Source organism: Streptomyces sp. JLSY215 (assembly GCF_059682825.1).
Genome location: NZ_CM185022.1, coordinates 5,026,235 through 5,051,938, shown reverse-complemented (window position 1 = coordinate 5,051,938; position 25,704 = coordinate 5,026,235). Strand labels below are relative to the sequence as shown.

Annotated in this window: 20 protein-coding genes; 7 read left to right on the top strand and 13 right to left on the bottom strand. The window is 71.3% G+C overall.

Annotated elements, in window-relative coordinates:
* From AC5677_RS22710 to AC5677_RS22700, 3 genes are read right to left on the bottom strand one after another with little or no spacing between them, the layout of a single operon-like run.
* Positions 1 to 429 carry an NUDIX hydrolase gene (locus AC5677_RS22710; protein WP_497189752.1) on the bottom strand — a complete coding sequence of 143 codons (429 nt, stop codon included), beginning with the start codon at positions 427 to 429 and terminating at the stop codon, positions 1 to 3.
* Positions 419 to 1,624: a CHAD domain-containing protein gene (locus tag AC5677_RS22705; protein ID WP_497189751.1), complete on the bottom strand. Its 1,206-nt coding sequence runs from the start codon at positions 1,622 to 1,624 to the stop codon at positions 419 to 421. The genes AC5677_RS22710 and AC5677_RS22705 overlap by 11 nt, the downstream gene beginning before the upstream one ends.
* Positions 1,587 to 3,884: an RNA degradosome polyphosphate kinase gene (locus AC5677_RS22700; RefSeq protein WP_497189750.1), complete on the bottom strand. Its 2,298-nt coding sequence runs from the start codon at positions 3,882 to 3,884 to the stop codon at positions 1,587 to 1,589. The genes AC5677_RS22705 and AC5677_RS22700 overlap by 38 nt, the downstream gene beginning before the upstream one ends.
* Before the next feature lie 432 nt (positions 3,885 to 4,316).
* Between AC5677_RS22700 and AC5677_RS22695 the strand changes: the two genes are divergently transcribed.
* The 4 genes from AC5677_RS22695 (at position 4,317) to AC5677_RS22680 (ending at position 8,483) form a co-directional block, all read left to right on the top strand.
* Complete coding sequence (locus AC5677_RS22695) at positions 4,317 to 4,481, top strand: hypothetical protein (protein ID WP_497189749.1); 165 nt, start codon at positions 4,317 to 4,319, stop codon at positions 4,479 to 4,481.
* Between the two features lie 132 nt (positions 4,482 to 4,613).
* A complete protein-coding gene (locus AC5677_RS22690; RefSeq protein WP_497189748.1) occupies positions 4,614 to 6,629 on the top strand; it encodes an ABC transporter ATP-binding protein in 2,016 nt (671 codons plus the stop codon).
* A 60-nt stretch (positions 6,630 to 6,689) separates the two neighbouring features.
* On the top strand, positions 6,690 to 7,661 hold the full coding sequence (locus AC5677_RS22685; RefSeq protein WP_497189747.1) for an AraC-like ligand-binding domain-containing protein: 972 nt from the start codon (positions 6,690 to 6,692) through the stop codon (positions 7,659 to 7,661).
* 195 nt (positions 7,662 to 7,856) lie between these two features.
* The gene (locus AC5677_RS22680) at positions 7,857 to 8,483 is read left to right on the top strand and encodes a GNAT family N-acetyltransferase (protein ID WP_497189746.1); all 627 of its coding nucleotides are present in this window, start codon (positions 7,857 to 7,859) and stop codon (positions 8,481 to 8,483) included.
* A 27-nt stretch (positions 8,484 to 8,510) separates the two neighbouring features.
* Here the strand turns inward: AC5677_RS22680 and mshD are convergent, their stop codons facing one another.
* Positions 8,511 to 9,428 carry a mycothiol synthase gene (mshD, locus tag AC5677_RS22675; RefSeq protein ID WP_497196721.1) on the bottom strand — a complete coding sequence of 306 codons (918 nt, stop codon included), beginning with the start codon at positions 9,426 to 9,428 and terminating at the stop codon, positions 8,511 to 8,513.
* A gap of 294 nt (positions 9,429 to 9,722) precedes the next feature.
* Between mshD and AC5677_RS22670 the strand changes: the two genes are divergently transcribed.
* Entirely contained in the window at positions 9,723 to 11,543 is a 1,821-nt protein-coding gene (locus tag AC5677_RS22670; RefSeq protein WP_497189745.1) for a bifunctional metallophosphatase/5'-nucleotidase, read from the top strand.
* A 192-nt stretch (positions 11,544 to 11,735) separates the two neighbouring features.
* On the opposite strand, the gene AC5677_RS22665 is transcribed toward AC5677_RS22670, so the two are convergent.
* Together AC5677_RS22665 and AC5677_RS22660 are read right to left on the bottom strand one after the other, a co-directional pair.
* Positions 11,736 to 12,593 (bottom strand): hypothetical protein, encoded by an 858-nt coding sequence (locus AC5677_RS22665; RefSeq protein WP_497189744.1) that lies wholly within the window; start codon positions 12,591 to 12,593, stop codon positions 11,736 to 11,738.
* Between the two features lie 257 nt (positions 12,594 to 12,850).
* A complete protein-coding gene (locus AC5677_RS22660) occupies positions 12,851 to 13,708 on the bottom strand; it encodes an SDR family oxidoreductase (RefSeq protein WP_497189743.1) in 858 nt (285 codons plus the stop codon).
* 387 nt (positions 13,709 to 14,095) lie between these two features.
* On the opposite strand from AC5677_RS22660, the gene AC5677_RS22655 reads away from it, so the two are divergent.
* Positions 14,096 to 15,457 (top strand): LmeA family phospholipid-binding protein, encoded by a 1,362-nt coding sequence (locus tag AC5677_RS22655; protein ID WP_497189742.1) that lies wholly within the window; start codon positions 14,096 to 14,098, stop codon positions 15,455 to 15,457.
* Positions 15,458 to 15,473: 16 nt separating this feature from the next.
* Here the strand turns inward: AC5677_RS22655 and AC5677_RS22650 are convergent, their stop codons facing one another.
* The 7 genes from AC5677_RS22650 to AC5677_RS22620 form a co-directional block, all read right to left on the bottom strand.
* Positions 15,474 to 16,895, bottom strand: coding sequence for a sensor histidine kinase (locus tag AC5677_RS22650; RefSeq protein WP_497189741.1), 1,422 nt, complete (start codon positions 16,893 to 16,895; stop codon positions 15,474 to 15,476).
* Entirely contained in the window at positions 16,892 to 17,626 is a 735-nt protein-coding gene (locus tag AC5677_RS22645; RefSeq protein WP_497189740.1) for a response regulator transcription factor, read from the bottom strand. Before AC5677_RS22645 ends, AC5677_RS22650 begins: the two co-directional genes overlap by 4 nt.
* 110 nt (positions 17,627 to 17,736) lie before the next feature.
* Positions 17,737 to 18,834, bottom strand: coding sequence for a S1C family serine protease (locus AC5677_RS22640; RefSeq protein WP_497189739.1), 1,098 nt, complete (start codon positions 18,832 to 18,834; stop codon positions 17,737 to 17,739).
* Between the two features lie 120 nt (positions 18,835 to 18,954).
* Complete coding sequence (locus AC5677_RS22635) at positions 18,955 to 19,980, bottom strand: LacI family DNA-binding transcriptional regulator (protein WP_497189738.1); 1,026 nt, start codon at positions 19,978 to 19,980, stop codon at positions 18,955 to 18,957.
* A gap of 24 nt (positions 19,981 to 20,004) precedes the next feature.
* Positions 20,005 to 20,829: a response regulator transcription factor gene (locus AC5677_RS22630; RefSeq protein WP_497189737.1), complete on the bottom strand. Its 825-nt coding sequence runs from the start codon at positions 20,827 to 20,829 to the stop codon at positions 20,005 to 20,007.
* 730 nt (positions 20,830 to 21,559) lie between these two features.
* A complete protein-coding gene (locus AC5677_RS22625) occupies positions 21,560 to 23,461 on the bottom strand; it encodes an ABC transporter ATP-binding protein (protein WP_497196720.1) in 1,902 nt (633 codons plus the stop codon).
* 86 nt (positions 23,462 to 23,547) lie between these two features.
* On the bottom strand, positions 23,548 to 25,281 hold the full coding sequence (locus AC5677_RS22620) for an ABC transporter ATP-binding protein (protein ID WP_497189736.1): 1,734 nt from the start codon (positions 25,279 to 25,281) through the stop codon (positions 23,548 to 23,550).
* 149 nt (positions 25,282 to 25,430) lie between these two features.
* Between AC5677_RS22620 and AC5677_RS22615 the strand changes: the two genes are divergently transcribed.
* A complete protein-coding gene (locus tag AC5677_RS22615) occupies positions 25,431 to 25,694 on the top strand; it encodes a MoaD/ThiS family protein (RefSeq protein WP_497189735.1) in 264 nt (87 codons plus the stop codon).
* Positions 25,695 to 25,704: the final 10 nt, after the last annotated feature.

Below are 25,704 nucleotides of genomic sequence, written 5' to 3'. Positions count from 1 at the left end.
TCAGCGCGTCTCCCCGGTCATATGGAGGGCGCTGAGGAGCGCGTCCACCAGCTCCTTGTCCCTGGTCTGGGTGAGGCAGCGGCGGGCGGCGCCGGGGGCGGCCCACCGCATGCGGTCCACTTCGCTGTTCGGTACGAAGGTGCCGCCGGTGGCCTCGGCCGCCCAGTAGCGGACCTCCTTGGGGCGGGAGCCGACCAGGTAGCGGGCGGTGGGGAGTTCGGGGCCGGTGGTGCAGGTCATGCCGGTCTCCTCGGCCACCTCGCGGACCGCGCCGGACAGGGCGTCCTCGGTGCGCTTCAGCTTGCCTTTGGGGTGCGACCAGTCGTCGTACTTGGGGCGGTGCACGAGGGCGATCTCCAGCCCGTCGCCGTACGCCGCGCGCCGCCACAGCACGCACCCCGCCGCCCGGATCACCGGTTCACCGGTCATGGCGCCCGCCTCCCCTGGCGTGCGACAGCCACACCCGGCCGAAGGTGAAGCGGGCCGCCTCCACCTCGTGGCGCTGGTCGGCGTGCAGGACGCCCAGTGCGTAGGCGGTGGCCGGGGCGATGCGGGGGGTGCGGGCGGCGGCGGACGCGGCGGCGGCGGCCTCCGCGGCGTCGCGGTGGCGCTCCAGGGCGCGGCCGGCGTCGGCCAGCCGGGGGTCGTCGTATCCCGGCGCGATCACTTCCTGCGCGTAGCGGCTCAGCCGTACCAGCATCCGTGCCTGGTGCCAGGGCGCGTCCTGGCGGTGGTCGGCGGCCAGCGCATCGGCGTTGTACGGATGGCCGGCGCGGGAGAGCGGGAGGGCGGTGACGGCCTCGGTCAGGCGCCGGTGGGCCTGTTCGGCGAACTGGGGCAGCGCCTCGGCGGCCGGTACGTCGGCGGTCCCGTGGGTCAGCGGCGCCTCGGAGGCGAGCACCGCGACGGAGTCGGCGACGGCGTGGAAGCGGGAGGAGCCCAGCGCCTGGAGCGCGGCGGAGTGCGCGCGGGTGCGGGCGAGGGTGAGCTGCCGGTCGAGCAGCGCCCCGGCCCGCGCGGCCCCGGCCGACAGGGCGCTCTCGGCGTCCGCATCGGGGGCGGGGGCGTTCGCCGCGGGCGTCGTCAGGCGTTGCAGGGCGGCCATCAGGCGGTCGCGGCGGGCGGCGCAGGCGTGTTCGCGGGCCAGGGCGCCGGCCAACCAGCCCAGCTCGGCGCGGAGTTGACCGGCCCAGGCCTCGTCGGTCAGCGGCTGGAAGGTGTAGAGCGTGGCGCTGATCCGGCGGGCAGAGCTGCGCAGCAGCGCGGCGGCCTCGCCCGCGCCCTGGGCGTCCGAGCCGCTCTCGCGGTGCAGGCGCAGGCTGCGCAGGAAGTCCGCGGACTGGCGGTGGAGATAGCCGGCCAGTACTTCGCCGGCCGTTCGGGCGTCGGGCCCCGGCCCCCCGGACTGCTCCGGCTCCCCCGAACCGGCCGTGCCCCCCATGTCCCCCAACTCCCCAAAATCCCCCGCCCGGTACGGGTCGTACGGCTCCCCCGCCGGTCCGTCCACCACCGCGGCACGGGCTCCGGGTGCCCCGCCGGGCTCGTATCCGATACCGATAAGACCCGCCGGCCCTCCGGTCGGCTGGTCATGTCGCTGGGCCACGCCGGCGCCTCCGGGCGTCAATGAGCATTTCCTGTACGTTGCGCAGCGGCGCGCCGTCCGCGTCCACCGCATGCCGGGTCCAGTCGCCGTCCGGGCCCAGGTGCCAGGAGGACGTGGTGTCCGAAACCCCGGTCTCCAGAAGGCGGTTGAGGGAGGCGCGGTGTGCCGGGTCGGTGACCCGCACCAGCGCCTCGATCCGCCGGTCCAGATTCCGGTGCATCATGTCCGCGCTGCCCAGCCAGACCTCGGGCTCGCCGCCGTTGCCGAAGACGAACACCCGTGAGTGCTCCAGGAAGCGGCCGAGGATGCTGCGGACGCGGATGTTCTCGCTCAGTCCGGCGACTCCCGGGCGCAGCGCGCAGATGCCGCGTACCCAGATGTCGACCTGTACGCCTGCCTGGGAGGCGCGGTAGAGGGCGTCGATGACGGCCTCGTCGACCATGGAGTTGACCTTCATGCGGACATAGGCGGGGCGGCCGGCCCGCTGGTGCGCGACTTCCTTGGTGATGCGCTGGATCAGACCGTCCCTGAGCGACTTGGGGGCGACCAGCAGCCGGCGGTAGGTCTCGCGGCGCGAGTAGCCCGAGAGCCGGTTGAAGAGGTCGGAGAGATCGGCTCCGACCTGCGGGTCCGCGGTCAGCAGCCCCAGGTCCTCGTACAGCCGGGCCGTCTTCGGGTGGTAATTGCCGGTCCCCACATGGGAGTAGCGGCGCAGCATCTCGCCCTCCTGGCGGACGACGAGCGACAGCTTGGAGTGCGTCTTGAGGCCCACCAGGCCGTAGACGACATGACAGCCGGACTCCTCCAGCTTGCGCGCCCACTTGATGTTGGCCTGTTCGTCGAAGCGGGCCTTGATCTCGACGAGGACGAGGACCTGCTTGCCCGATTCCGCGGCGTCTATCAGGGCGTCGACGATCGGGGAGTCCTCGCCGGAGGTGCGGTAGAGGGTCTGCTTGATGGCGAGGACGTCGGGATCGGCGGCGGCCTGCTCCAGGAAGGCCTGTACGGAGGTGGAGAAGGAGTCGTAGGGGTGGTGGAGCAGGACGTCGCGGGCCCGGAGCGCGGCGAAAATGTCGGGGGCGGTCGCCGACTCCACCTCCGCGAGGTCACGGTGGGTGCCGGCCACGAACTTCGGGTACTTGAGCTCGGGGCGGTCCAGGGCCCCGATGCCGAAGAGACCGGTCAGGTCGAGCGGGCCGGGCAGCGGGTAGACCTCGGCCTCCGAGACCTTCAGCTCCTGGACGAGCAGATCGAGCACGCCGGGATCGATGGATTCCTCGACCTCGAGGCGGACCGGCGGCCCGAAGCGGCGCCGCATCAGCTCCTTCTCCAGGGCCTGGAGGAGGTTCTCCGCGTCGTCCTCCTCGACCTCCAGGTCTTCGTTGCGGGTGACACGGAACATGTGGTGCGCCCGCACCTCCATGCCCGGGAACAGCTCCTCCAGGTGCGCGGCGATGACGTCCTCGATGGGGACGTAGCGCTGCGGGGAGGCCTCCAGGAAGCGGGAGAGCAGCGGCGGCACCTTGACCCGCGCGAAGTGGTCGTGGCCGCTGACCGGGTTGCGTACGACGACGGCGAGGTTCAGCGACAGCCCCGAGATGTACGGGAAGGGGTGCGCCGGGTCCACCGCCAGCGGGGTGAGCACCGGGAAGATCTGCTGGCGGAAGAGGGTGAACAGGCGGGCCTGCTCCTTCTCGGTCAGCTCGGGCCAGCGGATGAGGTGAATGCCGTGGTCGGCGAGCTCGGGGGCGATGTCCTGCTGGAAGCAGGCGGCATGCCGGGCCATGAGCTCGCGCGAGCGCGTCCAGATCAGGTCCAGCACCTCGCGGGGCTGGAGGCCGGATGCCGAGCGGGTGGCCACTCCGGTGGCTATCCGCCGCTTGAGGCCGGCCACCCGGACCATGAAGAACTCGTCCAGGTTGCTGGCGAAGATCGCCAGGAAGTTCGCCCGTTCGAGGAGCGGGGTCGCCGGGTCCTCGGCCAGCTCCAGGACCCGCTCGTTGAACGCCAGCCAGCTGCGCTCGCGGTCCAGGAAGCGGCCGCTGGGCAGCTCCTCGCCGTCCGCGCCGGGCACACCCGTCTCCTCGTACGAGTCGAGGTCGGCGTCCATCTCGGGCTCCAGCTCGGGGAGCGTGCCCCGCACCGCGTTCGGGCGGTGCGCGGCGATGGAGCCCACAGACGGCTGGACCGACGGCCCCGCGGCCTCGGGCGGGGTCGATGACGGCTTCGGCGACTGCGTGTCGGGCGGGACCTGGGCCTGAGCGCGCGACTGCTGGTTCATGCCTTCATTCTTCCGCGCTCCGGGGATTCCAGGCGCGTCGGACAGCGACGGCGCTACTCGGAGCCTCGGTTTCGGTGCGTTGGGCACAGCGGGCTGCATTCAGCGATGCTCGCAAGCGACATTGAATCGCCGGTAACGCGGATATGGCGGACAGGCAAGCGGGGGGCTACTCCCGGGGGTTGGGGCCGGGCGGGCCGGGCGGCCCCGGCCCGGTCGGCGGCGATCCCGGCCGCCGTCGAGCGGCCAGTATAAGACGCACGTAAAATCACCCGCCACATATGAGAAATGCCCTCATCCTTAATTAAGCAACACCTCATGAGAAATGGCACCGGCGGCTCGGTTTTCTGCCGTAACGTTTTCCTCGTCGCCGCCGGAGAGCAACAACACGGCGGCAGGAAAACCTCAACCATTTGACGAGCAACGGAGAAATCCATGACCTTCCGCAAGATCATTGCCGCCATTCCGGCCCGTCGCGCCGAGCCCGCCCACCGGGGTGTTCCCGCCCACCACTGCGGCGGCACGGTGACCACCACCCCGGCCCGCGCCCGCCGGGTCGTCACCGTCGAGCGCGCCCGCCGCCGGGTGATCGGCGGCTGACGCCGACGCCTCCGGAGGCCGGCCCCGGTGTGGGGCCGGGACCGGCCTCCGGGCCTCCCGTACGGACACAGGACACACGGATCCACCGGAGCCACGGGACCCACCGGACCCACGAAACAGGAGCGGCGGCGGATGTCTCCGTACGATGACCAGGCGACGGTACGACTGCGGGCCCGCGCGCCCGTACAGAAATTCCCCGTATCGGAATTCACCGGGGGCGAAGAAAAGGAAAATGCCGGGCCCGGGGCCACCGCGGAAACAACGAAGAGCGCGTCCGTCCGGCAGGCATTTCGTAGTTTCTGGCCGCTGGTGAAAGGCGACCGGCGCCGGCTGGTCCTGATCTGCCTTTGCGTCGTGATCGCCGCGCTCGCGGAAACCGCCGCGATTCTCCTCTTCGGCGAATTGACCGACCATGCCCTGCAGAAGGGGTCGCTCGCGGCGTTCTGGGCGCCGGCGGCGAAGTGGCTGGGCGTGGCGGCCTTCGGGGCCGTCATCGGATACCTGGGCAACTCTACGGCCGTATGGGTGGCGGAACGGTTCGTCATGCGGCTGCGGGCCCGGGTCTTCGGGCACGTCCAGGACCTGCCCCCGCACTTCTTCCAGCGGCACCGGCAGGGCGATCTCGTCGAACGGCTCACCGGGGACGTCGAGGCCATCGAGCAGCTGGTCGTCTCCGGGGTGGTCAGAACCGTCTCCTCGCTGTTCAGCACGGTTTTCTTCTTCACCGCCGCGCTCATCCTGCGCTGGGACCTGGCGCTGGCGACCTTTGTGCTGGCACCGCTGTTCTGGCTGACCGCCCGGCAGTTCGCCGCCCGTATCAGGACCGCGGCCCGGCAGGAACGCGTCGCCGACGGGGCGATCACGTCCGTCGTCGAGGAGTCGCTGGGCAACATCGTGCTGACCCAGGCGTACAACCGGCGGCGGGCCGAGGAGCAGCGGCTGCACACCGAGGCGCGCGCCTGGATGCGCGCCTCCGTGCGCGGGGCCCGGCTCAGCGAGATGTACGCCCAGCTCGTCGAGGTGATCGAGACGGTGTGCGTACTGGCCGTCATCGGGCTCGGCGCGTGGGAGATCTCCCAGGACCGGATGACCCTCGGGCAGCTGCTGGCCTTCGCCGCCTTCCTCGGCTACCTCTACCCGCCGATCCGGGCGCTCGGCCAGCTCGGGCTGACCGTCACCGCCGCCACCGCCGGCGCCGAGCGGCTGCTGGAGATCCTCGCCGCCCGGCCCGCCGTCGCCGACCCTCCGCCCGGCCTCACGGGGACGGGCGGATCCGCGTCGCCCCGCCCGCCGCGGGGGATCCGCGGCGTCGTCGACGTCGACCACGTCTGGTTCCGCTACCCCGGGCCGGACAACGCTGACACCGCGGACACCGCGCAGGCGGCCCCGGCCCCCGCCCCGTACGCCCTCCGCGACCTCTCCTTCACCGCACGCCCCGGAGAACTGGTCCTGATCACCGGCCCCAGCGGAGCCGGCAAGTCCACCGTCGCCGGGCTCCTGCCCCGCTTCTACGACCCGGCCGCCGGCCACATCCGGCTCGACGGCACCCGCCTCGACGCCCTCCCGCTGGAATTCCTGCGCGAGCACGTCACCCTGCTCCCGCAGAAGACGCTCGTCCTGCACGGCACCATCCGGGAGAACATCGCCTGCGGGCGCCCCGGCGCCACCGGCGACGAGGTCGTACGGGCCGCGCGGGACGCCGACGCCCACGATTTCATCAGCGCGCTCCCCGACGGCTACGCGACCCATATCGCCCCGGGCACCGCCCAGTTGTCCGGCGGCCAGCTCCAGCGCATCGCCATCGCCCGCGCCCTCTTGCGCGACGCCCCGGTGCTCGTCCTGGACGAGCCGACCACCGGCCTCGACGCGCTCTCCGCCCGCCGGGTGACCGCACCGCTGCGCCGCCTGATGTCCGGCCGCACGACGCTCCTGATCACCCACGATCTGCGGCTGGCCCCGGACGCCGACCGCATCCTCGTCCTCGACCACGGCCGGCTGGTGGAATCCGGCCGCCACGACGAACTGCTGGGCCTCGCCGGCACCTACGCCCGTCTGCACGGCCACGCGGCCGCCGGCCGGCCGGCGACCGGATCACGAGCGCGGCCGGGGGTGCCGGCGGCGGACGAGGAGCCGTTTCCCGTGCGGTGACGCCGCACCGGAGAATGGCACGCGTACTCATCCGGGCGCGAGCAGAGGGAGGCAGAGCGGTTGTTGGAGGAGAGGGCGTTCCGGACCGAGGACGTGCCGGCGGCGGACCGGTTCGACTACTGGAGCGAGCTCTTGGGCCGCACCCACGCCCCCCTGGAAGTGCGCAGCGACCACGCCGACGGCTTCCGCGCCTCCCAGCGCGTGCTGGAGCTCGGTGCCGTGAACGTGTGGCCTGCCACGTACCAGCCGATGGTCCTCCGGCGCACACCGAAGCTGATCCGGCAGTCCGACCCCGAGACCTACCACCTTGCCTTCGCCGTGCGCGGGACCGGGGCGGGCATATGGAGCCACCAGGAAGCCGAGTACAAGCCGTACGACCTCTTCCTCGCCTCTTCCTCGCTGCCGTACGAGCTCCACAGCAGCGGGGCCCCGGAGACGGTGGGGGTGGAGATTCCCGAAGTGCTGCTGCCGCTACCCCGCGGCACGGCCGGCCGGATGGTCGGGTCTCCGGTGTCGGCCCGAGAAGGGATAGGCGCCCTGCTGGCACAGTTCCTCACCCAACTGACCGCGGACACGACGCCGTACCAGCCCTCCGACGGGCCCCGGCTGGGCACGGTCCTGACCGATCTGGTCGCCGCGCTCTTCGCCCACATACTCGAAGCCGGCGATTCCCTCCCCCCTGAGAGCCGCCAACGCACCCTCACCCTGCGCATCAAGGCATTCATCAGGGAGCACCTGCACGACCCGCAGCTCACTCCGGCCACGATCGCCGCCGCGCACCACATCTCCACCAGCTATCTGCACCGCCTCTTCCGCGACGAAGACGTCACGATTGCCGCGTGGATCCGCCGCCTGCGCCTGAAGGCCGCCCACCGCGACCTCACCGACCCGGCACTCCGCGCCACCCCCCTCCACGCCATCGCCTCCCGCTGGGGCTTCCCCCGCGCCACCGACTTCAGCCGCGCCTACCGCTCCGCCTACGGCACCACACCCACCGACCACCGGCACCAGGCCCTCCGCCGCCACCAGTGAACGCATTGCCAACACAGTTGTGCACTCAGCGCTCACGACTTCACCGCCACATTCCGGCAGCCTGAAGGAAGCCTGGCCGGTGCGGAACGGGAGACCGCACCGGCCGGCCCTGGAACGTGACCACGTGCAAGACGTCCAGTGGGCACACGAAAAAGTCGGCTGCGCCCCTCAACTCCGCCTGCGTACGCTGACCGCGTGACCACACCTCACACGCCCGCCGCCCCTCCCCCGCCGCTCCCCTACACCCCCGACTACCCCCTGCGCACCGAACGCCTGGAGCTGCGTCCGGTCCGCGCCGAGGACTTCGAGGCGATCTACGCCTACCAGCGGCTGCCCGAGGTCTGCCGCTACCTCTACTGGGGCCCGTTCGAGGAGGCGGAGTCCCGTGCCTCCGTCGCCACCAAGACGACCCGCACCACCCTGCGCCAGAGCGGCGACGTCCTGAACCTGGCCGTCATCGTCCGCGAGACAGGCCGCCTCATCGGCGATGTCACCTTCTTCTGGACCAGCGCCGAACACCGCCAGGGCGGCATCGGCTATGTCTTCCACCCGGATCAGCGCGGCCACGGCTACGCCACCGAAGCGAGCCGCGCACTGCTGAAGCTGGGCTTCGAGGACCTTCAACTGCACCGCATACAAGCCGAGTTGGACGGCCGGAACACCGCGTCGGCGGGGGTGCTGGAGCGGCTGGGGATGCGCCGCGAGGGCCATCTGCGGGAGAACGAGTTCCTCCACGGGGAATGGACCGACGAGGTCATCTACGCGATGCTGGCGCGGGAGTGGCGGGCGCAGCGGGACGCCGGCCGGCCGAAGACCGGATAACCGGCACCCCGCGGCGCCCCGGCCGCCTCAGGTCTCCGACCGGTACATCAGATCCGTCTCATGCGTGACGAAACCCAGCCGCTCGTACACGCTCACGGCCGCCACATTGTCCGCGTCGACGTACAGCATCGCGGTCGGCAGGCCCTGCGCCGCCAGATGCCGCAGCCCGATCGCGGTCAGCGCCTTGCCCAGTCCGCCGCCCTGCGCACCCGGCCGCACCCCCAGGACATAGACCTCGCCGAGGCCCTCCTCGGCGTGCACCTTGGTCCAGTGGAAGCCGACCAGCCGGCCGTCCCGCTCCGCGAGGAAGAAGCCCTTCGGGTCGAACCACGGCTCGGCCTTGCGGGCATCCAGGTCGCGCTGGGTCAGCGAGCCCTGCTCGGGGTGGTGGGCGAAGGCCGCGGCGTTCACCTCGAGCCAGGCCGCGTCGTCGGTGCCCGGCTGGAAGGTCCGTACGGAGATGCCCTCCGCGAGCTGCGGCTCCGGCAGGATCAGATCGCCCAGCGAGCGCCGCATCTGCCGCAGCTCGCGGAACATCGTCAGGCCGAGGGTCTGGGCGAGGTGCCGGGCGGCCGGATGCCCGCCGTGCGCCCACACCCGCAGCCGGCGCCCGGACTGCGCGAGCAGTTCGGTACCCAGCGCCCGGCCGTGCCCGCGGCCGCGGTAGGCGGGATGCACGACCAGCTCGGCGGCCGGCGCCTCCACCGGGTCGGTGTCCTCCAGCTGCCCGTACCCGACCAGCATCTCCTCGTCGTCCGCCAGCGCATGGACGAGCACATGCCGCACGCCCTCCCGCCGCCCGCCCCGCAGCTGCAGCCGCCCCTGCTCGGACACGGCCGGCTGCCCGTCCGTACGCCCGGCCCGCTCGATCAGCTCCAGCACGGCCGCGGCCGCATCCGGCGCCAGCTCCTCGGCCACCTGAATCCTGCGGCCGGACCGGCCCATCTCGTGTGCAGCGTCAGTCATGCCTGAAGCGTACGGCTCTCCCGGGGCCGGGGGCCGGGTGGTCGGGCGCGGGACACCGCACGGGGGTGACCTCGCGGACCGGTCCGGTGGTGCCGCGGCGCTCCGGCGATGTCGCGCCGCTCCGCGGGCGGCCGTCACCGTCATGGCGCCGGCCGCACCCTCAGCCTTACTCAAGGTCCACGGGTTCGCCCGCCCGTAACCCCTTCCCCCCTGTTGCGCTACGCGCGTTGACCTTATGCTGCCGACCGCTCAGACCATCCAGGAGGGGAACCCATGCCATCCACACCTCAACGGCGGCGGCCGACAAGCAGATTGACGGTCGGACTCACGACCGGGGCCGCCGTACTGGCCGCCGCCATCGGGGTCACCGCGACGGCCCTGCCCGCCGGGGCCCAGAGCGCGCATCCGCGGCCCGGCCGCACGGTTGATGTGCAGCTCCTCTCCTTCAACGACTTCCACGGCAACCTCGAACCGCCGCAGGGCTCGTCCGGCACCGTCGAGGAGCTCCAGGCCGACGGCACGAAGAAGAGCGTGCCGGCCGGCGGCGTCGAGTACCTGGCGCAGTCCCTCCGCACGGCCCGTAAGGGACACCCGTACTCCATCACCGCCGCGGCCGGCGACCTGGTCGGGGCCAGCCCGCTGCTGTCCGGCCTCTTCCACGACGAGCCGACCGTCGAGGCCATGAACAAGCTGGGCCTGGACGTCACCTCGGTCGGCAACCACGAGTTCGACGAGGGCCGGGCGGAGCTGACGCGGCTGCAGAAGGGCGGCTGCCATCCGAAGGACGGCTGCTCCGAGGAAGGGAAGAAGTACGCCGGGGCCGACTTCCCCTACCTCACCGCGAACGTCACCGACGACAAGACCGGCAAGCCGCTGCTCAAGCCGTACACCGTCTGGCAGCACAAGGGCGTCAAGATCGGCTTCATCGGCGTGACGCTGGAGGGCACCCCCGACATCGTCAACGCCGACGGCATCAAGGGCCTGAAGTTCCACGACGAGGTCGAGACGATCAACAAGTACGCCAAGGTGCTGAACAAGCAGGGCGTCAAGGCGATCGTCGCCCTCATCCACGAAGGCGGCATGCCCGCCTCCACCTCGTACAACTACAACTGCGACAGCCCCGGACCGGGCGACGGCATCTCCGGCCCGATCACCGAGATCGCCAAGCACGTCACCCCCCGGGTCGACGCCCTCGTCACCGGCCACACGCACCAGGCCTACGCCTGCACCATCCCCGACCCGTCCGGCCGCCCGCGCACCGTCACCTCCGCCGCCTCCTACGGCAAGCTCTACACGGACACGACGCTCACCTATGACCGGCGTACCAAGGACATCGTGCGGACCAGCGTGCACGCGCCGCGCGGGGTCAACCACGTCGTGGACCGCACCCAGCCCAAGGCCGCGGACATGACGTCCCTGATCGCCCGCTGGAACAAGCTCGCCGCACCGGTCGCCAACCGCCCCGTCGGCCATATCGCCGCCGACATCGCCGGCCGCGGCGCCAACGGCCCCGAATCCCCCCTGGGCGACGTCATCTCCGACGCCCAGCTGGAGGCCACCCAGGCCGCCGACAAGGGCGGCGCCCAGCTCGCCCTGATGAACCCCGGCGGCATCCGCTCCGACCTCGCCTACAAGGCGTCCGGAGCGGAAGGGGACGGCGTGGTCACCTACGGCGAGGCCTTCACCATCCAGCCCTTCACCAACATGATGAACGTCGTCGACCTCACCGGCACCCAGCTGCTGACCGCCCTCCAGCAGCAGGTCAGCGGCCCGAACCAGGCCTCCCCCAAGATCCTCCAGGTCTCCAAGGGCCTGACCTACACCCTGGACCTGACCAAGTCGGGCGCCGACCGCATCGTCAAGGACTCGGTCAAGCTCAACGGCACGCCCCTCGACCCGGCCAAGACCTACCGCGTCGCGATGAACGAGTTCCTGGCCGGCGGCGGCGACGGCTTCCCCGTCTTCAAGGACGCCAAGAACAAGTACGTCGGCGCCTCCGACCTGGACGCCTTCACCGCCTACCTCACCGCCCACTCCTCGGCGTCCGGCCCGCTGGACCCGCCGAAGGCGGACCGGATCACGGTCGTGAAGTAGACGACTGAGGAGAGCTGTTCGGCCCCGGCCGTCCGTCTGAGAGGCGAGCGGCCGGGGCCGCTGCGCTTCGCACCGCGGCACAGACCGAATCCGGGCCCAGTCGCTACGGCATCCGTTCCTGGGCTCCCATGACGACGGCCCGGTGGGAGCGCTCCCACCGGGCCGTCGTCCTGTGTGTGCGTAACGCGTTGCTCAGCCGCCGTACGGGTTGCCCTGCTGCGGCGGCGCCTGCGGGTAGCCGGGCTGCTGCGGCGGGGCCTGCTGGTAGCCCGGCTGCTGGGGCTGGCCGGGAGCGGGCGGGTAGCCGTACTGGCCGGGCTGCGGCTGGGGCGCGCCCTGCTGGTAACCCGGCTGCGGCTGCGGGGCCTGCTGGTAGCCGGGCTGCGGCTGCTGCGGGGCGGGCTGCTGGTAGCCCGGCTGGGGGGCCTGCTGCGGGTAACCCGGCTGCGGCTGCGGCTGGTAGCCGGGCTGCGGCTGCGGGGCGCCCTGCGGCGCATAGCCCTGCTGAGGGGCGTACCCCTGCTGCGGCGCAATGGCGTGCTGCTGCGGCGGCGGGGCCATCCCCGGCTGCTGCTGGACCGGCGGCATACCGGGCTGCTGCCCGGCGAATCCCTGCTGCTGCCCGGCGAACCCCTGCTGCTGCACACCCAGCATGCCCAGCAGCTGCTCCAGCTCACCCCGCCAGATCCGGTGGACGTTCAGCCGGACCGGCGCCGACTCGCCGGGGAGCGCCATCTTGACGTAGCTCCACAGCGGGTTGAAGTTGATGTCCGAGAACGCCTGCTGGGCCTGTTCCCGCGGAATCGCGTGGACAACCTCCTGCGGCCGCTGGCTGAGCCGGTGCAGCCGGTGCAGCACGACCGCCTGGTCCGTCACGGTCACGAAGTAGTACTTCACCAGCAGCTGGCCGATCAGCCCCAGCACCCCGTTGGTCAGCCACGGGGTGGGTCCCGTGACCGTGGCGAACGTCACCAACGCCCGGTCCCCGGGGGCCTGCTGGGCTATCGCCGCGGAGACCTGTTCCTTCATCGTGTCCTTGCGTATCGCCATTGCGGCTGTTCCCCAATTCCCGTGACAGTGGACCGCCCAGCGTATCCACGCGGCCAATGGGCTCCATGGTGGTGCCGGATGCCGGTCCCCCGCACCTTTCCGTGGAACACCGCGCAACCTCTCCCGCGCCCGCGCCCGCGCGCCGTGCGCCGTGCGCCGTGCGGCCATGGGGAACGGCGGACCGGCCGCACCCCGGTCAGGACCGGTCAGGACCGGGGTGCGGACGGTCAGGCCCCGTCAGGCCCCGCCGGTACCCGTCAGGAGAAATCCGCGGCGTGATCCCGCGCCCACTGCGCGAAGGTGCGGGCGGGACGGCCGGTGACGCGCTCGACCGCGTCCGAGACGGGGAAGGCCGGCCGGCCGACCGACTCGCCGAAGAGCCGGACGAGCTGCAGCGCGGCCTCCTTGGGGAAGCGCGGTCCGGCCATCGCCTCGGCGGCCGCCTCCTCGGAGATCTGCTCGACGCGGGTGTCGCGCCCGATCGCCCGCCCGATCTCGGCGACCTGCTCCGCCACGGACATCGACTCCGGGCCGGTGACGACATAGGCCTGGCCCACGTGGGCGCCGCTGCGGTCCAGCAGGGCGACGGCGGCGACATCCGCGAGGTCGGCTTCATGGACGGGGACGCCCTGCGCGCCCGGATGCGCATCGCGCACCACGCCGGACTCCCGGATCGCCGGGGCCCAGGCGAGGGTGTTGGTGGCGTAGTTGGCGCCGCGGACGAAGGTCCACTCCAGGCCGGAGTCGCGGACCGCGCGTTCCACGACGGCATGCATCCGGGAGATGAAGTTCGACTCGTCGGCGGGCGTATCGGTCACCGAGGCCGAGGAGTTGAGGACGACGCGCCGGACGCCGGCCTTCGCCGCGGCGGCCAGCACCCCGGTGGCGGCGGCCTCGCCGCCCGCGGCGAGGTTGAGGAACAGGGCATCGGCGCCGGTCAGCAGGGGTTCGAGGGAGGCGGCGTCGGTGAGGTCCGCGCGGACCGTCTCGGCCTCGTCCGGCAGCCCGGCGCGGGCCGGATCGCGGGTCAGCGCGCGGACGGCCACACCGTCCGCCAGCAGCCGGCCGACAAGGCTGCGGCCGATATTTCCGGTGGCTCCGGTCACGACGATCATGGAATACACCTTTACGGGAGATGTCGGAACGTGGCAGTCGTCACGGGAACGCGCCCACCGCACCAATTGTTCCGGCAGGCTCCTCTCCTTGAGAGCCAAGGAGTCGAGGAGTCGAGGAGGCTCAAGGGTCCCGGGAATCCGAGGAGTTCAACCTGAAGAAAGAGGCGGAGCGGAACGGAAGGGAGCGGCACGGAACGACGGGAAAGAGCCCCGAAGAGCGGGCACGGCAAGTGGCGACGGCTCAGGTCATCAAACGATCTGACGCTAGTTCAGCGGGACTCACGGGCGCGACAAATTTTCCCCAAGCCGACGGGGCATCTTTCGCGTACATCACATACTGCCGGTAAGAGTTGCACTCAAGGGTCCCGCTCATGGTGGGATATGCGGATGCGAACCCCCACACGCATATCGTCACCCGCACCGTCGTCCACCCCGCAGCAGCCCCCGCATTCCCCGGCGCCGGGCGCTTCCGACGACTCCCGCGGCGACACCCGCGAGCTGGAGAGGGTCAACCCGTACGCGGATCTGGCCGCCCTCGCCGACCCCGAGCCGCAGCCCGAGCCGGAGCCCGAGCCCGGATACCGCCTCACCCGCCGCACCTACCTCAACGAACGCGACGACAGCGACGACCCGCTGGGCCTCGGACTGCGGTCGGACGAAGAGGACGAGGAGGCGTGGACGCCGCCGAACCACCGCCGGACGAAGCGGGGGATCAGCCGCTTCGCCGCCGTCCCGCGCACCGCGAAGGTGCTGGTGGCCGTCCTGGTGTGTACGGCGTTCCTCGCCCTCTTCGACCGGTTCGCGGTGCTCTACGCGCAGAACAAGACCGAGGAAAAGCTCAAGGAATCCCTGCATCTGACGGCCAACCCGGAAGTCACCATCGAGGGGTTCCCCTTCCTCACCCAGGTCCTGGAAAAGCGCCTCGACCATGTGGACGTCACCATTCCCGACCTGGCCGCCGACCGGGTCTCGCTGGCGAAGTTCTCGGCGACCGCGAACGACATCCGTATCGACGGCGATCTGCCCACCTCCATCAAGGGCGCCACGATCGGCCGCGTGAACGGCAGCGTGCTGCTCGCCTTCGACGACATGAATCGCGAACTGGGCGCCTCCCAGGTGAAATTCAGCGAGATGGGCCCCAATGCGGTGCGCGCCGACGGCCGGCTGCCGATCGCCGGTCACCAGCTGCGGGTACGGGCCGAGGCGCGCATTCAGCGGGCCGGCGACCGCGGGATCTCCACCGACATCAGCCGGATGCGCCTCGACATCGGCGATGTCGCCGTCTACCGCCCCGGCACCGGCAAGGAGGAAGGCCTCCGGCTGACCCGTAAGGCGGCCGCCCAGCTCAGCCGGGAGGCCGCCAAGGCGAAGGCGATGCTGAGCATTCCGGCGATCGCCCAGCGCATCGGGATTCCCCAGCAGTACATCGACGAGGCGTTGCGCAGCGAGGAGAAGCTGCATGAGCTGACCGGCTCGCCGCGCTTCATCGAGAAGCTGATGAAGGTCAACCTCGTGGATGTCGTCGTCGATCACCCCTGGCTGCTGCAGAAGGTCGGCATCGACCCGAAGGTCCTCGGCGCGCTGACCGGGCTGACCAAGCCCCAGCTCGCGGACCGACTGTCGCTGTCGTTCCGGCTGCCGAAGACTCCCGGCGACATCCGGCTGGTCGACATCTCCGTCGAGCGGGACGGCATCCGGGCCACGATGGCGGGACGGAATCTGCCGTTCGGGGACGCCGCGAAGAAGTAGCGAGGGGCTGCGGTCGCTACCGCTGCGGCGGCTCGGGCGGCTCGGGCGGCTCCGGCATTTCCGGCGGCGGAGTCGACGCGCCCGGCAGGGTCAGCACCGCCTCCGTGCCGCCGAGGTCCACGGACCGCAGCCGTACGGCGCCGCCCGCCTGCTGCGCCGTACGGGCCACGATCGACAGGCCCAGCCCGCTGCCGGGCAGGCTGCGGGCGGACGGCGAGCGCCAGAACCGCTCGAAGACATGCGGCAGCTCGTCCTGCGAAATGCCCGGTCCGTGGTCCCGGACGGTCAGCTCGCCGCCCGCCAGCCGGACCTCCACGGAGCCGTTGGCCGGGCTGAACTTCACGGCGTTGTCGAGGAGGTTGACCACCGCGCGCTCCAGCCCGGCGGGCTCGGCGCGTACGTACCAGGGGTCGAGGTCCGCGGTGATGGTCAGGGACGGGCCGCGCAGCCGGGCGCGGGCCAGGGCCGAGTCGACGATGCCGTGCAGGGCGACGACCTCGACGGCGGCCTGTCCGCGCTCCGGGCGGGACAGCTCCTGAAGGTCGCCGATCAGCGCCGCCAGCTCCCCCATCTGTGCCTTCACCGACTCCAGCAGCGCCGCCTTGTCCGCGGCCGGGATCGGGCGCCCGGACTGCTCGCTGCGCACCAGGAGGTCGATGTTGGTCCGCAGGGAGGTCAGCGGCGTCCGCAGCTCATGCCCGGCATCCGCGATCAGCTGCTGCTGGAGGTCGCGGGAGGCGGCCAGCGCGGAGGTCATGGAGTTGAAGGAACGGGAGAGGCGAGCGATCTCGTCCTCGCCGTCCACGGGGATGCGGACGGCCAGGTCCTCGGTGCGGGCGATGTGTTCGACGGCGTCGGTGAGCTGGTCGACGGGTTTCAGGCCCGCGCGGGCGATCCAGAGTCCGGCGCTGGCGGCGCCGAACACGCCGGCCCCGGCGACGAACAGCAGCACCAGGGCGAGCTGGTTGAGCGGACGGGTGATCTGGTCCAGCGGGGTGGCGATGGAGACGGCCAGCCGGTTGCCCGCGCGGTCGAGGGCGGGAACGTCGAAGACCCGCATCTCGGCGCCGTTCTCGTCCCGGGTGGTGTACAGGTTCTTGCCCAGCCGGCCCTGGGCCACCAGCAGATCCGCCCGCTGCGCCGGGATCTTGGCCTTGCCGGGGACATGGCAGACCTCACCGGTCGCCGTGATCACCCGGACGGTGTACGGCGTGAAGAAGGGGGGCTGGGGCTGGCCCTGGCAGGACGCATACAGGTTCGCGACGTTCGTGTCGGCCACGTTGACCGAGGTGAGGGTGTCGTTCAGCTGCTCCGTGAGCCGGTCGCGGGTGATCAGCCAGCACGCCGCCGCCGAGAGGGCGACCGCCACCGCGACCGCCGTCGCCACCAGCATCGCCAGCCGGGAGCGCAGCGGCAGACTGCCGTACCAGCGCGTCATTCCGCGCCGCCCTCCGACCGCAGGACATAGCCCACCCCGCGCACCGTGTGCACCAGCCGCGGCTCGCCGCCCGCCTCCGTCTTGCGGCGCAGATACATCACATACACATCGAGGGAGTTGGAAGTGGGCTCGAAGTCGAAGCCCCAGACGGCCTTGAGGATCTGCTCGCGGGTCAGGACCTGCCGCGGGTGCGCCAGGAACATCTCCAGCAGCGTGAATTCGGTACGGGTCAGCTCGACCGGCCGGCCGCCGCGGGTCACCTCGCGCGTGGCCAGGTCCATCCGCAGATCGGCGAACGCCAGGGTATCGCCCTCCTCGGGCTGCGCACCGGCCGCCGCGTACGAGCTGCGCCGCAGCAGCGCGCGGATCCGGGCCAGCAGCTCGTCCAGTTCGAACGGCTTGACCAGGTAGTCGTCGGCGCCGGCGTCCAGCCCGGTGACCCGGTCGCCGACCGTGTCCCGCGCGGTCAGCATCAGGATCGGTACGGTCACCCCGCTCGCCCGCAGCCGCCGGGCGGCGGTCAGCCCGTCCATCCGGGGCATCAGCACATCCAGCACGATCAGTTCGGGGGCGTAGGACGCCACCTTCTCGACCGCGTCCAGACCGTCGACCGCCTGCTCCGTTTCATAGCCTTCGAAGGCGAGCGAGCGCTGCAGCGCCTCGCGGACGGCCGGCTCGTCGTCGACGATCAGGATGCGGGCGGGCTGATCACCGTGCTCGGCGGGGCTCATGTGCGTGGTTACCTCGGGTGGATGGGGGTACCTCCCGTGCCCTTGAGGCAGGGGGGAGGAACGAACGGCCGGTTCTCAGCCTGGCACGGCGGTGGGCCGCGTGGGGACGGTCAGACGCCGCTGTTGCCGCCCCCGTTCCCGCCGTCCCGCAGCGAGTCGAGATCCGCCTTGACGGTGTTGATCGGGATGGCGAAGCCGAGGCCGACGCTGCCCGCGGTGCTGCTCGACGCCGAAGTCGGCGAGTACATCGCGGAGTTGATGCCGATGATCTGGCCCTGCATATTGATCAGCGCGCCGCCGGAGTTGCCCGGGTTGAGCGAGGCGTCGGTCTGGATGGCCTTGTACGAGGTCTTCGAAGACCCGGTGTCGCCGTTGTATTCGTTGCCGCCGAACTCGAACGGCCAGCCGCCGCGGTCGCCCGGATTGCCCTGCTGCCCCTGGCCCTCGTCCTTGGGGACGGTGACGTCGCGGTTGAGGGCGGAGACGATGCCGCTGGTCACGGACCCGGTGAGGCCCTCGGGCGAGCCGATCGCCACCACGCCGTCGCCGACCGCGATCTTGTCGGAGTCGCCGAGGGTGGCGTGGGTCAGCCCCTTGGCGCCGCTGATCCTGATCAGCGCGAGGTCCTTGTCGGGGTCGGTCCCGACGACCCGGGCGGTCTTCTTGCTGCCGTCGCTGAAGCTGACCTGGACCGTGCGCGCGCCGGCCACCACATGGTTGTTGGTGACGATCTCGCCGCTGCCGGTGATCACCACGCCGGACCCGGTGGACTCCCCGCCCGCGGTCCGGGACTTGATCTCCACTATCGCCGGGCTGACCGCCTTGGCCACCCCGGAGACGCCGCTGCCGCTGGTCTTGCCCGCGTTGACGAGCGGCGTGCCGCTGCTGTCCTGCTGCGCGTGCCCGGTGGCGCCGGCCAGCAGCGCCGCGCTGCCGCCGCCGATGAGACCGGAGGCGAGTGCCACCGCCGCGATCAACGCGATCGGCCGGCGCACCTTGCGCCGCGGCTCCTGCGGCGCGGGGCCCGGCGTGTACGGGGGCGGCGGGGGAACCGCCTGGCCGTGGCCGTACTGCCCGTGCCCGTACTGCCCGGGATCGCTGTGGCCGGGATCGCTGTGGCCGTGGTCGTTCCGGCCGTGGTCGTCGCCGTATGCGTACGGCCGGTCCTGTGGCATCTCATCGCCGCTTCGGCGGTAGCTGTCGGTCATACCTTTGACTGTGCTGTGCATCCATGAGAACAGTCTGAGAGCGCCCTGAGAGACCCGACAGAAGTGGGTATGCCCGGTATAAAGGCGCCCCCGGAACGCCCCCGCTGCCGCTGCGGGCCGTCAGCCGTCGCAGCCGCAGGACCGGCGTACGACCAGCCGCGACGGGAACTGCCGCAGTCGCTCCCGGCGCGATCCGACCACCCGCAGCCCGTCGTCCAGGACGAGGTCCACCGCGGCCCGCGCCATCGCCTGGCGGTCCGAGGCCACGGTCGTCAGCGGCGGATCGGTCAGCCCGGCTTCCTTCACATCGTCGAAGCCCGCGACCGCCAGCTCGCCCGGCACATCGATCCGCAGCTCACGGGCGGCCCGCAGCACCCCGATCGCCTGGTCGTCGGTCGCGCACATGATGGCCGGCGGCCGGTCCGGTCCCGCCAGCAGCTGCAGCGCGACCTGGTAGGCGTCATAGCGGTTGTACGGCGCCAGGAAATAGCGGCCCTCCGGCGTCTTGCCGGACTCCAGCATGGCCCGCCGCCAGCCCTCGACGTGGTCGGTGACCGGGTCACCGGACTTCGGGGTCTCCTCCGTACCGCCGAGGAAGGCGACGTAGGGGTGGCCGTGTTCGAGCAGATGCCGGGTGGCCAGCTGGGCGCCCCAGACGTCGTCCGTCATCACGGCGACGTCGTCGATGGCGTCCGGCCGGCGGTGCAGCAGCACCACCCGGGCGTCCCAGGCGTCGATCTCGGCGGCGGCGTGCTCGCTGGGACCCTGGCTGATCAGGATCAGCCCGGCCACCCGCATCCCGAGGAACGCCCGCAGATAGTGGGCCTCGCGCTCGTCCTCGTAGTTGGCGTTGCCGACCAGCACCATCTTTCCGCGCTCGGACGCGGCCCGCTCCACGGCATGCGCCATCTCCGCGAAGAACGGCTGCCGGGTGTCCGGCACGATCAGGCCTATGAGATCGGTACGGCGGGACGCCATCGCCTGCGCGACCCGGTCCGGCCGGTAGCCGAGCTCCTTGATCGCGGCGAGTACCCGCTCGCGCGTGGCCGGGGCGACCGGCCTTGGTCCGTTGTTGATGACGTAACTGACGACGGCGGTGGATGTCCCCGCCAGCCTTGCCACATCATCCCGCGTCACCTTGGCCACGCGCGGCAGTCTACGCGGGTGGCCCTACCGGGAGGCAGGGCGTCCGGCGGCGGATCCGGCGCGGGCCCCGACGGCCTTCCCGGAGCCGTCACCGTCCCGCGACGGCGCCCGCTCGTCCGTCGCCGCCTCGGTGGCGTCCTTGGTTGCCTTCTTCTGGGGCTCCGCCGCCCGCTCCGCCTTCTCCGGCGTCACGAAGCGGTAGCCGACGTTACGGACCGTGCCGATCAGCGACTCGTGCTCGGGGCCGAGCTTGGCGCGCAGCCGCCGGACGTGCACATCGACCGTGCGGGTACCGCCGAAGTAGTCGTAGCCCCATACCTCCTGGAGGAGCTGGGCGCGGGTGAAGACCCGGCCCGGGTGCTGCGCCAGATACTTCAGCAGCTCGAACTCCTTGAAGGTCAGATCCAGTATCCGGCCCTTCAGCTTCGCGCTGTACGTCGCCTCGTCCACCGAGAGGTCGCCGTTGCGGATCTCGGTGGGGACGTCGTCGGTGGTGATCTGCTGGCGGCCCATGGCCAGCCGCAGCCGCGCCTCGACCTCGGCGGGTCCCGCCGTGTCCAGCAGTACGTCGTCGATGCCCCAGTCGGCGGTGACGGCGGCCAGCCCGCCCTCCGTCACGACCAGCACCAGGGGACAGCCGGGTCCCGTGGAGCGCAGCAACTGGCACAGGGACCGGACATGCGGAAGATCACGACGGCCGTCGATCAGTATGACGTCGGCCCCGGGGGTGTCGATCAGGGCCGGGCCCTCGGCGGGGGCCACCCGCACGCTGTGCAGCAGCAGGCCCAGCGCCGGGAGCACCTCCGTCGACGGCTGGAGTGCGTTGGTCAGCAGCAGAAGCGAACTCACTTCCGACCACCTACCCGGTTTTCGGCGTGACTCATCCTGTGCGGCTGCTCACGGTTCTGCTCGCTTCGTTTGCCCATGACGTCTGGTTCCTCCTCGGTCCCTGCGACGAAGGCACACCCCGGCCGGAGCCGGGGGCAGTCTGCGGCACTGCTTCGTACGAGTGCTCTCTCGACCACGTTTCGCGGACACCTCACGCCTGCCCGCTTCGCATGTGTGAAAGCACAAAAGGACCCGGGGGCTACGCTGCCCGGATCCTTCTTGCCCAGCAGAATAGCTCAACTGGCTTCCGTACCCGCGGCCGATTTTGCACGTTCTTGTGTTCCGTCGATCACTTCGAGTGGTCATCGGGCGCCATCGTTGACGGAGGACGGCGCCCGGACCGGGGCCGAACTCGCCCCGCACGCGGGCCGGATCGGGCGGGCTCCGGGAGCCTTCGCCCGCCCCTGCGCCGGCGCCCCGGAGCGCGCCGCGCCACCTCACCCCGCCGCCGCTTTTCCCAGCATGCGGACATGATCACGCTCGCCCGTCGGAGGCGCGACCGCTCCGCCGCCGGCCACCGGGAGGCGCAGGACGGCGCCGCCACGGTCCGCCGGCCCACCCGACGGGGGTGATCCGTCGGCGGCTCCCCGGGCGGCCCGGCCTCCCGCGGCGCGCGGCCCTCACGGCCCGGGGGAGCACGAGGGGCGCACGGGTGCGCGGCCGGTGTCACATGCCGACCGCCCTACTCCGGCTACTCCGGCTCCGCCACCGCCTCCGCGAACTGCGCCGCGTACAGCCGGGCGTAGGCACCCCCGGCCGCCAACAGCTCATCGTGGGTGCCCTGCTCCACGATGGCGCCCGACTCCATGACGAGGATGAGGTCCGCGTCGCGGATCGTGGACAGCCGGTGGGCGATGACGAAGCTGGTGCGGCCGGTGCGGAGCTGCGCCATGGCGTGCTGGATGAGGACCTCGGTGCGGGTGTCGACCGAGCTGGTGGCCTCGTCCAGTACGAGGATGGCGGGTTCGGCGAGGAAGGCGCGGGCGATGGTGATGAGCTGCTTCTCGCCGACGGAGACATTGCTGCCCTCTTCGTCGATGACGGTGTCGTAGCCCTCGGGGAGGGTGCGCACGAAGCGGTCGACGTGGGTGGCCCTGGCGGCCTCGATGACCTTGTCGAGGGAGGTGCCCTCGGGGGCGCCGTAGGCGATGTTGTCGGCGATGGTGCCGCCGAAGAGCCAGGTGTCCTGGAGGACCATGCCGATGTGGGCGCGCAGTTCCTCGCGGGACATCGCGGCGATGTCGACGCCGTCCAGGGTGATGCGGCCGCCGCGGACCTCGTAGAACCGCATCAGGAGGTTGACCAGGGTGGTCTTGCCGGCGCCGGTCGGGCCGACGATGGCGACGGTCTGGCCGGGGTGGACGCTCAGGGAGAGGCCGTCGATGAGGGGCTTCGCCTCGTCGTAGCGGAAGGAGACGTCCTCGAACGCGACCCGCCCGGTGACGACGTCGGGGCGGGCCGGGCGCTCGGCATCCGGCTCCTGCTCCGTGGCGTCGAGGAGCTCGAAGACCCGCTCGGCGGAGGCGACGCCCGACTGGACGAGGTTGGCCATCGACGCGACCTGGGTGAGCGGCTGGCTGAACTGGCGGGAGTACTGGATGAAGGCCTGGACATCGCCGATGGACAGGGCACCGGAGGCGACCCGGAGTCCGCCCACGACGGCCACCAGGACGTAGTTCAGGTTGCCGATGAACATCATCGCGGGCTGGATGATCCCGGATATGAACTGGGCCTTGAACCCGGCGGCGTAGAGCGCGTCGTTCTGCTCGCGGAAGAGGGCGGCGGACTCCCGCTGCCGGCCGAAGACCTTGACCAGGGAGTGCCCGGTGTACATCTCCTCGATGTGCGCGTTGAGCTTGCCGGTGCTCTTCCACTGCTGGACGAACTGCGGCTGGGCGCGCTTGCCGACCTTGGTGGCCACCAGGACCGAGAGCGGGACGGTGAGCAGCGCGACCAGCGCCAGCAGGGGCGAGATCCAGAACATCATGGCGAGGACGCCGACGATGGTCAGCAGCGACGTCACTATCTGGCTGAGGGTCTGCTGCAGCGTCTGCTGGATGTTGTCGATGTCGTTCGTCGCCCGGGAGAGCACCTCGCCGCGCTGCTGCTTGTCGAAGTAGCTCAGCGGCAGCCGGGCCAGCTTCTCCTCGACCTGCTCGCGCAGCCGGAAGACCGTGCGCTGGACGACGTAGGTGGCGATCCGCGCCTGGAGGAAGCCGAAGAGGGAGCCTCCGGCGTAGATCAGCGTGGTCCACAGGAGGACGACGCCGATCGCGCCGAAGTCGATGCCGAGGCCGGGGACGACCGGCAGCGCGCCGACCATGTCGGCGAGCCCGCCCTGACCGTCCGCGCGCAGCTGGGCCGCGGCCTGGGCCTTGGTGAGTCCCTCGGGCAGCCGGCTGCCGATGACACCGGCCACGATCAGGTCCGTGGCATGCCCGAGGACCTTGGGCGCCGTCACGGTCAGCGCCACGCCCAGCACGCCGAGCAGCAGCCCGGCGGATATGACGGCGCGATCGGGCCGCATCTGGGCGAGCAGCCGTTTGCCGGAGCCCTTGAAGTCCATCGACTTCTCGGTGGGCTGGCCGCCCATCATCCGGCCGGGCCCGGCCATCGGGGCGGGCCCGCGCCGGGGCGCCGCCTTGGCCTCGGGGGCGGCCGCATTCCTGTCCGCGGTGGTCACGCCGCCTCCTGCTCGGTGAGCTGGGAGAGGACGATCTCCCGGTAGGTGTCGTTGCCGGCCATCAGCTCGGTGTGGGTGCCGGTGCCGACGACCCTGCCCTCGTCGAGGACGACGATCCGGTCGGCGCCGCGGATGGTCGACACCCGCTGCGCGACGATCACCACCGTCGCCCGGTCCGTTTCGCGGGAGAGCGCGGCCCGCAGCGCCGCGTCGGTGGCGTAGTCGAGGGCGGAGAAGGAGTCGTCGAAGAGGTAGATCTCGGGCTTGCGGACCAGGACGCGCGCGATCGCGAGCCGCTGGCGCTGGCCGCCGGAGACATTGGAGCCGCCCTGGGCGATGGCGGCGTCCAGACCGCCGTCCATCCGCTCGACGAACTCGCGCGCCTGGGCGGTCTCCAGGGCGTGCCACAACTCGTCGTCGGTGGCCTGCGGATTGCCGTAACGGAGGTTCGTGGCGACCGTGCCGGAGAAGAGATACGGCTTCTGGGGGACCAGGCCGATGGCCTTCGCCAGCGTCTCCTCGTCGAGGGTGCGGACGTCCTCGCCGTCCACCAGGACCGCGCCGCCGGTGGCGTCGAAGAGGCGGGGGACCAGCCCGAGGAGGGTGGACTTACCGCTGCCGGTCGAGCCGATGACGGCGGTGGTCTCGCCGGGGCGGGCGGTCAGCGAGATGTCCTTGAGGACCGGCTCCTCGGCGCCCGGGAAGCGGAATTCGACACCGCGGAGTTCCAGTTCGCCGTGGCGGCGCAGCTCGGTGACGGGGTGCTGCGGCGGGACGACGCTGGTGTCCGTGCCGAGCACCTCCTGGATGCGCTCGGCGCAGACCTCGGCGCGCGGCAGCATCATCACCATGAACGTCGCCATCATGATCGACATCAGGATGTACATGAGGTAGCTGAGGAACGCCGTCAGCGCCCCGATCTGCATCTCGCCGCTGTCGATCCGCAGCCCGCCGAACCAGACGACGGCCACGCTGGAGAGGTTCACGATCAGCATGACCAGCGGGAACATCATCGACATCAGTCGGCCGGCGCGCAGCGAGATGTCGTAGAGATCGGTGTTGGCCCCGGCGAACCGCTCGCGCTCGTGCCGGTCGCGGACGAAGGCGCGGATGACGCGGATGCCCGTGATCTGCTCGCGCAGCACGCGGTTGACGGTGTCGATACGGGTCTGCACACCGCGGAAGAGCGGGCGCATCCGGCGCACGATCAGCGAGACGAAGATCCCGAGGACCGGGACGATGACCAGGAGCGTGCCCGACAGCGTCACGTCCTGGTTCAGCGCCATGGCCACGCCGCCGATGCACATGATCGGCGCCGAGACCATCATCGTGAACGTCATCAGCACCAGCATCTGGACCTGCTGGACGTCATTGGTGGTCCGGGTGATCAGCGACGGTGCGCCGAAGGTGCCCATTTCGCGGGCGGAGAAGGACTGCACCCGGTCGAAGACGGCGGCGCGGATGTCGCGGCCGAGCGCCATGGCCGTCCGGGCGCCGAAGTAGACCGCACCGATGGCGCAGAGGATCTGCAGGACCGTGACGGCGATCATGAAGCCGCCCAGGCGGAGGATGTAGCCCGTGTCCCCCTGGACGACGCCGCTGTCGATGATGTCGGCGTTCAGGGTGGGGAGATAGAGATTCGCCAGTGTCTGGATCAGCTGGAGCAGCACGATCAGGGATATCGAGCGCCTGTGGGGTCGCAGATGCGCCCGCGCGAGTCGGACCAACACGGACCGAGCCTAAGGGAAAAATTGCCTTCGGCAATCGATTATCCGGGTTTGCGCGGCCCGCCGGGAGGCGTCACCGGGCCGCGGCCGGGAGCCGGGCCGGTCGCCGCGTACGCCATCATGGTGGCGGCAACGAAGGAGAAGGGGCCGTCGTGACAACAACAGGCACCGTGCGCTACTGGGCGGCGGCCAAGGCCGCGGCCGGTACGGCCGAGGAGCCGTACGCGGCGAGCACGCTCGCCGAGGCACTGGACGCGGCGCGCGCCGCGCACGCCGCCAACCCGGAGTTCGCACGCGTCCTGATGCGCTGCTCTTTCCTGGTGAACGGCACCACCGTCGGCTCCCGGGACCACGCGACGGTCGAACTGTCCCAGGGCGGCACCGTCGAGGTGCTGCCCCCGTTCGCCGGAGGGTGAGCACACGAAC